Below are 6,351 nucleotides of genomic sequence, written 5' to 3'. Positions count from 1 at the left end.
CCGCCCGCCCGGCCGCGGCCAGCCCGGCGAACCGGTGCACGTCGACGCGCTGCGGGTCGACCGCCAGCCGGTAGCCGGCCGGACCGAACTCGATGGGCGCGCCGGGCAGCAGCCGGCGCAGCCGCGACACCTGCGACTGCAGCGCGTTCGCGGCCTGCTCGGGTGGCCGGTCGCCGTACACGCCGTCGACGAGACGCTGCGGCGCCACGGTGCGGCCGGCGTCGAGCAGCAGCAGCACCAGCAGCGCGCGCAGCCGCCCACCGGCGACGGGCAGGACACTGCCGTCGGCCGCGTACGCCTGGGTCGCGCCGAGCACACCGAACCGCATGCGCCTGATTGTCGCCTGCCAGCGCCGCGCCGGTGGCACGCCCCACACCGGTTCGGCTCACCGCCGGTACGGGCGGGTAGCCTTCGGCCCGTGATCGTGGGGAGAAGCCGGTGACGACGCTGGAGCAGGAGCAGCCGCGCACCATCGCCGAGGGGGCACGTCCCCTGCCGCTGACGCTCGCCGTGCCGGCCGCCGTGCTGGCCGGGCTGGCGCTGCTGCTGGCGTTCCCGCCGTACGGGATGTGGCCGCTCGCGCCGGTCGGGGTGGCGTTGCTGGCCGCCGCGGTGCACCGGCGGCGGCTGCGCGCCGGCGCGGGACTGGGCTTCCTGACCGGGGTGGCGCTGTTCGCGCCGCTGCTGGAGTGGACGAACCTGCACACCGGCTACCTGCCGTGGGCGCTGCTGTCGCTGCTGCAGGCCGCCTACCTGGCGCTGCTGGGCGCCGCCACCGCCTGGGTGTCGCCGCTGGCCGACCGGCACCGGGCGGCGTGGCCGCTGCTCACCGGTGTGCTGTGGGTGGGGCAGGAGGCGCTGCGTGACCGCACCCCGTTCGGCGGGTTCCCGTGGGGCCGGCTGGCGTTCAGCCAGGACACGTCGCCGCTGCTGAAGCTCGCCGCGCTCGGCGGCGCCCCGCTGGTCACGTTCGCCGTCGCGGTCGCCGGTGGGCTGCTGGTCACCGCCGCGTGGCGGGACTGGCGGCGTGCGCCCGGGCAGTGGCGGCCGGTCGCCGGGCTCACCGCCGCGCTGGTGGCGCTGCTCGCCGCCGGTACGGCCGTGCCGACCGGGGTACGCGGCGCGGGCGACACCGTCACCGTGGCGATCGTGCAGGGCAACGTGCCGCGCCTCGGGCTGGACTTCAACGCGCAGCGGCAGGCGGTGCTGAACAACCACGTCGACGCGACGCTGGAGCTGGCGCGGCGGGTCGCCGAGGGCGGCCAGGACCGTCCGGACGTGGTGGTGTGGCCGGAGAACTCCAGCGACATCGACCCGCTGCGCAACCCGGGGGCGGGGGAGCGGATCTCCCAGGCCGCCGACGCGATCGGCGCGCCGATCCTGGTCGGCGCGGTGCTGGTCGGGCCCGGCCGGGGTGAGGTGCGCAACGCGGGGCTGCTGTGGCGGCCGGGCACCGGCCCGGACCTGGACCAGGTGTACACGAAGCGGCATCCGGTGCCGTTCGCCGAGTACGTGCCGCTGCGGTCCATCGCCCGCAAGGTCAGCTCCCAGGTCGACCGGGTCCGGTCCGATTTCGTCCCCGGTGACCGTCCCGGCGTGCTGAACACCGGCCCGGCCGTGCTCGGCGACGTGATCTGCTTCGAGGTCGCCTACGACGGCATCGTCCGGGACACCGTCACCGGCGGCGCGCAGCTACTGGTGGTGCAGACGAACAACGCCACGTTCGACGTGGCCGAGGCCCGCCAGCAGCTGGCGATGGTGCGGCTGCGGGCCGTGGAGCACGGCCGGGCCGCGTTGATGGCCTCCACTGTCGGGGTGTCCGGGTTCGTTTCCCCGGACGGGCGGGTAGACGGTGCGACCGGGTTCAACACCGCCGCGGTGGTGGTGCGGCAGATGGAACTCGGCGACGGGCGTACCCCGGCGACCACGGCCGGGGTGTGGCCGGAGGTGGCGCTGACGGCGCTGGCGGTCGCGGCCCTGGCCGGCGCGGCCGTGCTGCGCCGCCGCCGGGAGGTCGCTCCCGGCTGAGCCGACGAGCGGGAGGCGGTGCGACGGTGGGCGTGGCAGCCGACAGGCGGAAGGTCGGCCATCCCGGGGTGGGGCGGGTCCTGGTGGTCATCCCCACCTACAACGAGGCCGACAACGTCGGGCGCATCGTCGCCCGGGTACGCGAGGCGGCGCCGGCGGTGGACGTCCTCGTCGCCGACGACAACAGCCCCGACGGCACCGGCGCGATCGCCGACACGATCGCCGACGGCGACCCGGGGGTGCATGTGCTGCACCGGGCCGGCAAGGAAGGGCTCGGCGCGGCCTACCTGGCCGGGTTCGCCTGGGCGCGCTCCCGCGGCTACGACGCGGTGGTGGAGATGGACGCCGACGGCTCGCACGCCCCGGAGGACCTGCCGGCGCTGCTGCACGCCGCCCGCGACGCCGACGTGGTGATCGGCTCCCGGTGGACGCGTGGCGCGCGGGTGCTGAACTGGCCGTGGCGGCGGCTGCTGCTGTCCCGGGTCGGCAACCTGTACGCGCGGCTGGCGCTGGGCATGCCGGTAAGCGACGCCACCGGCGGCTACCGGGTGTACCGGTCCAGCGCGCTGGACGCGATCGACCTGGACTCGGTGCGGTCCCAGGGTTACGCGTTCCAGGTGGAGCTGTCGCGGCTGGCGCACCGCGCCGGGGTGCGGATCGTGGAGGTGCCGATCACGTTCGCCGAGCGGGAACACGGCGACAGCAAGATGAGCCCGCTGATCGTGGCGGAGGCGTTGTGGCGGGTCACCCGCTGGGGGGTGCGGGACCGCCTGGCGACCGCTCCTGCCCGCCCGGACGCGCTCGCCCGCTGGCCTTGAGCGAGGGCGTGTCATGCTTGAGGGGCGTGATGACCCCGGGCTGATGAGGTGAGATGCGCCGAGGACTGAAGTACGTACCACCGGCCCTGCTGCTGTTCGCGCTGCTGGAGCTGACCGTTTTCGTGCTGGTAGGCCGGGCCGTCGGGTTCGGCCCGGCGGTGCTGCTGGTGTTCGGGGCGTCCCTGCTGGGGCTGGTGCTGCTGCGCCGCGAGGGCATGCGGGCGTGGCGCGGCTTCCGGGCGGCGGCGCAGGCAGGCCGTCCGCCGGGCGCCGAGGTGACAGACGGCCTCGTCGGTCTGCTGGGTGCGCTGCTGCTGGCGCTGCCGGGCCTGGTCAGCGGCGTGGTGGGCCTGCTGTTGCTGGTGCCGCCGCTGCGCCGGCTGGCCGGCGGCGGGGTGCGCCGGGCCACCGAGCGGCGGGTGTCGTCGATGGTCGCCGGTGACCTGTTCGGGCCGCGCCGGGTGCGTGTGTACCGGGGCGCGCCGCAGCCGGCCCCGGAACCCGCGCCGGCCCCGTCGCCTGGTCCCGCGCCGTCGCCTCAGCCGGTCACCGACCCGGGCAAGGCCATCGAGGGCGAGATCGTCGACCGCTGAGACGGTCGTCATACAGCGAAACGCCCCCGGGTGATCCCGGGGGCGTTTCGGCGCGTTACGGACGGTCAGGCACGACCGCGGCGGGTCCGGACCTCCTGGAGCCGCTCGGCGAGGATGTCCTCCAGCTCGGCGATCGAGCGCCGCTCCAGCAGCATGTCCCAGTGGGTACGCGGCGGCTTGGCCTTCTTCTGCTCCGGCTCGGTGCCGTCGACCAGGCGGGCGACGCTGCCGTCGAACTTGCACTCCCAGGTCGTCGGGACCTCGGCATCGACGGCGAACGGCACCTCGAACTGGTGCCCCTTGGCGCAGAGGTACTCGCGGGTCTGGCGCGGCGCGAGCTCCGTGTTGCGGTCGGACTCGTAGCTGACCGCTCCCAGCCGGCTACCGCGCAGCATGCGCTCGCCCATGATCGACTTCCCCTCGTTCGTGGTGCTGGTCTTCAGGTGTAACGGCCGGTCACCGCTCGCCCATTCCCCGGCCCACGGCGGCAGGGCCGTACACGGGTCGGGAGTGTCAAGGGTAACCGGCCATGACAGCTGCCCGGCGGGGTCGTCCCCGGCCGGGCCGAATCGGTGGAGTGTTTCGCCTGTCAACGGGGATGTTACCCACCTGTTTGCGTGCCGGAGGTGACGATGAGCAGTGACGCGCCGGTCGGGGACCGACCACCAGCCGGGAAGACCTTCTTCGGTCACCCCCGCGCGCTGTCCACGCTCTTCCTCACCGAGATGTGGGAGCGGTTCAGCTTCTACGGCATGCGGGCGATCCTCGTCCTGTACCTGACCGCCGCGGTCGCCGACGGCGGACTGGACCTCGGCGAGTCCAGCGCCAACGCGGTGTACGGCACCTACAACGCCATGGTCTACCTGATGGCGCTGCCCGGCGGCTGGGTCGCCGACCGGCTGATCGGCGCACGGCGCAGCGTGCTGTGGGGCGGCGTGGTGATCGCCGCCGGTCACTACGTGATGGCGATTCCCACCGGGTGGAGCGTGTTCGCCGGCATGGCGCTGATCGTGCTCGGCACCGGCCTGCTCAAACCGAACATCTCCACCATGGTCGGTGATCTGTACGAGCGGGACTCGCCGCGCCGCGACGCCGGGTTCTCCATCTTCTACATGGGCATCAACCTGGGCGCGTTCATCGCGCCGCTGATCACCGGTTTCCTCGGCGAGAAGATCAACTGGCATCTGGGGTTCGGCGCCGCCGCGGTCGGCATGACCTTCGGCGTGCTCCAGTACGTGCTGGGCCGCCGCAACCTCGGCGACGCGGGCGCCCGCCCGGCGGACCCGCTGCTGGGCGCCGACCGGCGGCGCGCGCTGACCCGCATCGGCGTGGCGAGCGTCGTGGTGCTCGCCGTCCTGCTGGTGCTGCTGGTGTCCGGCTGGTTCACCGTCGACACGGTGGTCAACCTGCTCACAGTGGTGACGGTGCTGGTGACGGTCGGCTACTTCGCGCGGATCCTCACCGACCGGGAGATCAGCGGCACCGAACGCAGCCGGATGAAGGCGTACGTGTGGCTGTTCCTGTTCGCCGCCTCGTTCTGGCTCATCTACGACCAGGCCGGGTCGGTGCTGAACATCTTCGCCGCCGACCAGACCGACAGGTCGGTGGGCGGGTTCACGTTCCCGGCGTCCTGGTTGCAGTCGGTGAACCCGATCCTCATCATCATCGGTGCGCCGCTGGCCGCCGCGCTGTGGCTCAAACTCGGCCACCGGGTGTCCACGCCCACGAAGTTCGCCGTCGGTCTGGTGCTCAACGGCTTGTCGTTCGTGCTGATGGCCGCCGCCGCGCAGGCCGCCGTCGGCGGCGACCTGGTCTCACCGCTGTGGCTCGTCGCGGTGTACGCGATCCAGGTCGCCGGTGAGCTGTCCCTGAGCCCGGTCGGCCTGTCCGCCACCACGAAACTCGCCCCGGTGAAGTACGCCAGCCAGATGCTGGGCCTGTGGTTCCTCGCCACCGCCGTCGGCGACGCCATCGGTGGCCAGGTGGCCCGGCTGGCCGGCACCTGGTCCCAGCCGGTGTACTTCCTGACCTTCGGGCTGGCCTCGGTGGGGCTGGGCCTGGCCGCGGTGATGTTCACCCGCCAGATCCGGCACCTGATGGCCGGCATCCACTGACCGCGCTCAGCCCGCCGGGGTCGGCGGCAGCGGCAGCGGCAGGCCGGGCAGCCCGTCGATGCTGGTGGCGACGTGGTCCTTGCCGGCGAAGTACGCGCTCAGCGACGCGTCGTCCTCCCGGGCGAACCGCCGTTCGTGCAGGTCACGGTCGGCGTCGTAGGTCATGAACGGCACCGCGTAGCCGCAGGTGTCGCGGATCAGCTCGGCGCGCACCACGATGATCGCCCGCAGGCCGTGCGGACCCGGGTCGATGTCCGGGAAGTGGGTCAGCAGGCCGGGCCAGCGCGGGTCGTCGCGGAACACCGGCTCGCCGCGGCCGTGCACCCGCACGATGTTCGGCGGGCCGGCGAACGCGCACCACATCAGTGTGACCCGGCCGTTCTCCCGCAGGTGGGCGATGGTCTCGGCGTTGCTGCCGGCGAAGTCCAGGTACGCCACGGTGTGCTCGTCGAGCACCGCGAAGCAGCCGCGCAGGCCTTTCGGGGACAGGTTGACGGTGCCGTCACCGGACAGCGGGGCGGTGGCCACGAAGAACATCGGCTGCGCCTCGATGAAGTCCCGCAGCCGGCCGTCGATGCGCTCGTACGTCTTTCCCATGCCCCGATCCTCGCCGCCGGCCCGGTTCGGCGCTGCCCCGTTCCCAGCCCGTGGCCGCCTCAGCCGGTACGCGTGCCCAGCCGCGCCAGCGCCGTCGCCAGATCGCTCACCTGGTCGGCGAGCTGCCCGGCGCGGCGCTGCGCGGCGTCCCGGTCCGCCTCGATCACCGCCGTGCGCGCGGCCAGCTCGGCCGCCCGGGCC

The 6,351-nt window shown here is 73.6% G+C and carries 7 protein-coding genes; 4 read left to right on the top strand and 3 right to left on the bottom strand.

Going from position 1 to position 6,351, the window contains the following annotated elements; all coding sequences use genetic code 11:
- Nucleotides 1–328 (bottom strand): AfsR/SARP family transcriptional regulator (locus tag AC2CHG_RS29140; protein WP_484526001.1); only part of this gene is annotated, 328 nt, incomplete at its 3' end.
- 110 nt (nucleotides 329–438) lie between these two features.
- Here AC2CHG_RS29140 and lnt point away from each other — a divergent pair.
- From lnt to AC2CHG_RS29125, 3 genes are read left to right on the top strand one after another with little or no spacing between them, the layout of a single operon-like run.
- Nucleotides 439–2,028, top strand: coding sequence for an apolipoprotein N-acyltransferase (lnt, locus tag AC2CHG_RS29135; RefSeq protein ID WP_262016199.1), 1,590 nt, complete (start codon nucleotides 439–441; stop codon nucleotides 2,026–2,028).
- A gap of 26 nt (nucleotides 2,029–2,054) precedes the next feature.
- A complete protein-coding gene (locus AC2CHG_RS29130) occupies nucleotides 2,055–2,846 on the top strand; it encodes a polyprenol monophosphomannose synthase (RefSeq protein ID WP_262016200.1) in 792 nt (263 codons plus the stop codon).
- A 53-nt stretch (nucleotides 2,847–2,899) separates the two neighbouring features.
- Nucleotides 2,900–3,439, top strand: coding sequence for an FxsA family protein (locus AC2CHG_RS29125; RefSeq protein ID WP_355512177.1), 540 nt, complete (start codon nucleotides 2,900–2,902; stop codon nucleotides 3,437–3,439).
- A gap of 65 nt (nucleotides 3,440–3,504) precedes the next feature.
- Here AC2CHG_RS29125 and AC2CHG_RS29120 read toward each other — a convergent pair whose 3' ends face one another.
- Nucleotides 3,505–3,846: an RNA polymerase-binding protein RbpA gene (locus AC2CHG_RS29120; protein ID WP_007070998.1), complete on the bottom strand. Its 342-nt coding sequence runs from the start codon at nucleotides 3,844–3,846 to the stop codon at nucleotides 3,505–3,507.
- A gap of 225 nt (nucleotides 3,847–4,071) precedes the next feature.
- On the opposite strand from AC2CHG_RS29120, the gene AC2CHG_RS29115 reads away from it, so the two are divergent.
- The gene (locus AC2CHG_RS29115; protein ID WP_484526000.1) at nucleotides 4,072–5,553 is read left to right on the top strand and encodes a peptide MFS transporter; all 1,482 of its coding nucleotides are present in this window, start codon (nucleotides 4,072–4,074) and stop codon (nucleotides 5,551–5,553) included.
- A gap of 6 nt (nucleotides 5,554–5,559) precedes the next feature.
- Here AC2CHG_RS29115 and AC2CHG_RS29110 read toward each other — a convergent pair whose 3' ends face one another.
- Nucleotides 5,560–6,150 (bottom strand): pyridoxamine 5'-phosphate oxidase family protein, encoded by a 591-nt coding sequence (locus AC2CHG_RS29110; protein WP_484525999.1) that lies wholly within the window; start codon nucleotides 6,148–6,150, stop codon nucleotides 5,560–5,562.
- Between the last annotated feature and the right edge of the window lie 201 nt (nucleotides 6,151–6,351).

Source organism: Micromonospora sp. ATLC20, assembly GCF_057196585.1.
This window is presented reverse-complemented; position numbering and strand designations above follow the sequence as displayed.

Excerpts from the sequence above, each read along its gene's own strand:
- AC2CHG_RS29125 (WP_355512177.1), top strand. The coding sequence starts at position 2,900 with ATGCGCCGAGGACTGAAGTACGTACCACCGGCCCTGCTGCTGTTCGCG.
- AC2CHG_RS29110 (WP_484525999.1), bottom strand. The coding sequence starts at position 6,150 with ATGGGAAAGACGTACGAGCGCATCGACGGCCGGCTGCGGGACTTCATC.
- AC2CHG_RS29115 (WP_484526000.1), top strand. The coding sequence starts at position 4,072 with ATGAGCAGTGACGCGCCGGTCGGGGACCGACCACCAGCCGGGAAGACC.
- AC2CHG_RS29120 (WP_007070998.1), bottom strand. The coding sequence starts at position 3,846 with ATGGGCGAGCGCATGCTGCGCGGTAGCCGGCTGGGAGCGGTCAGCTAC.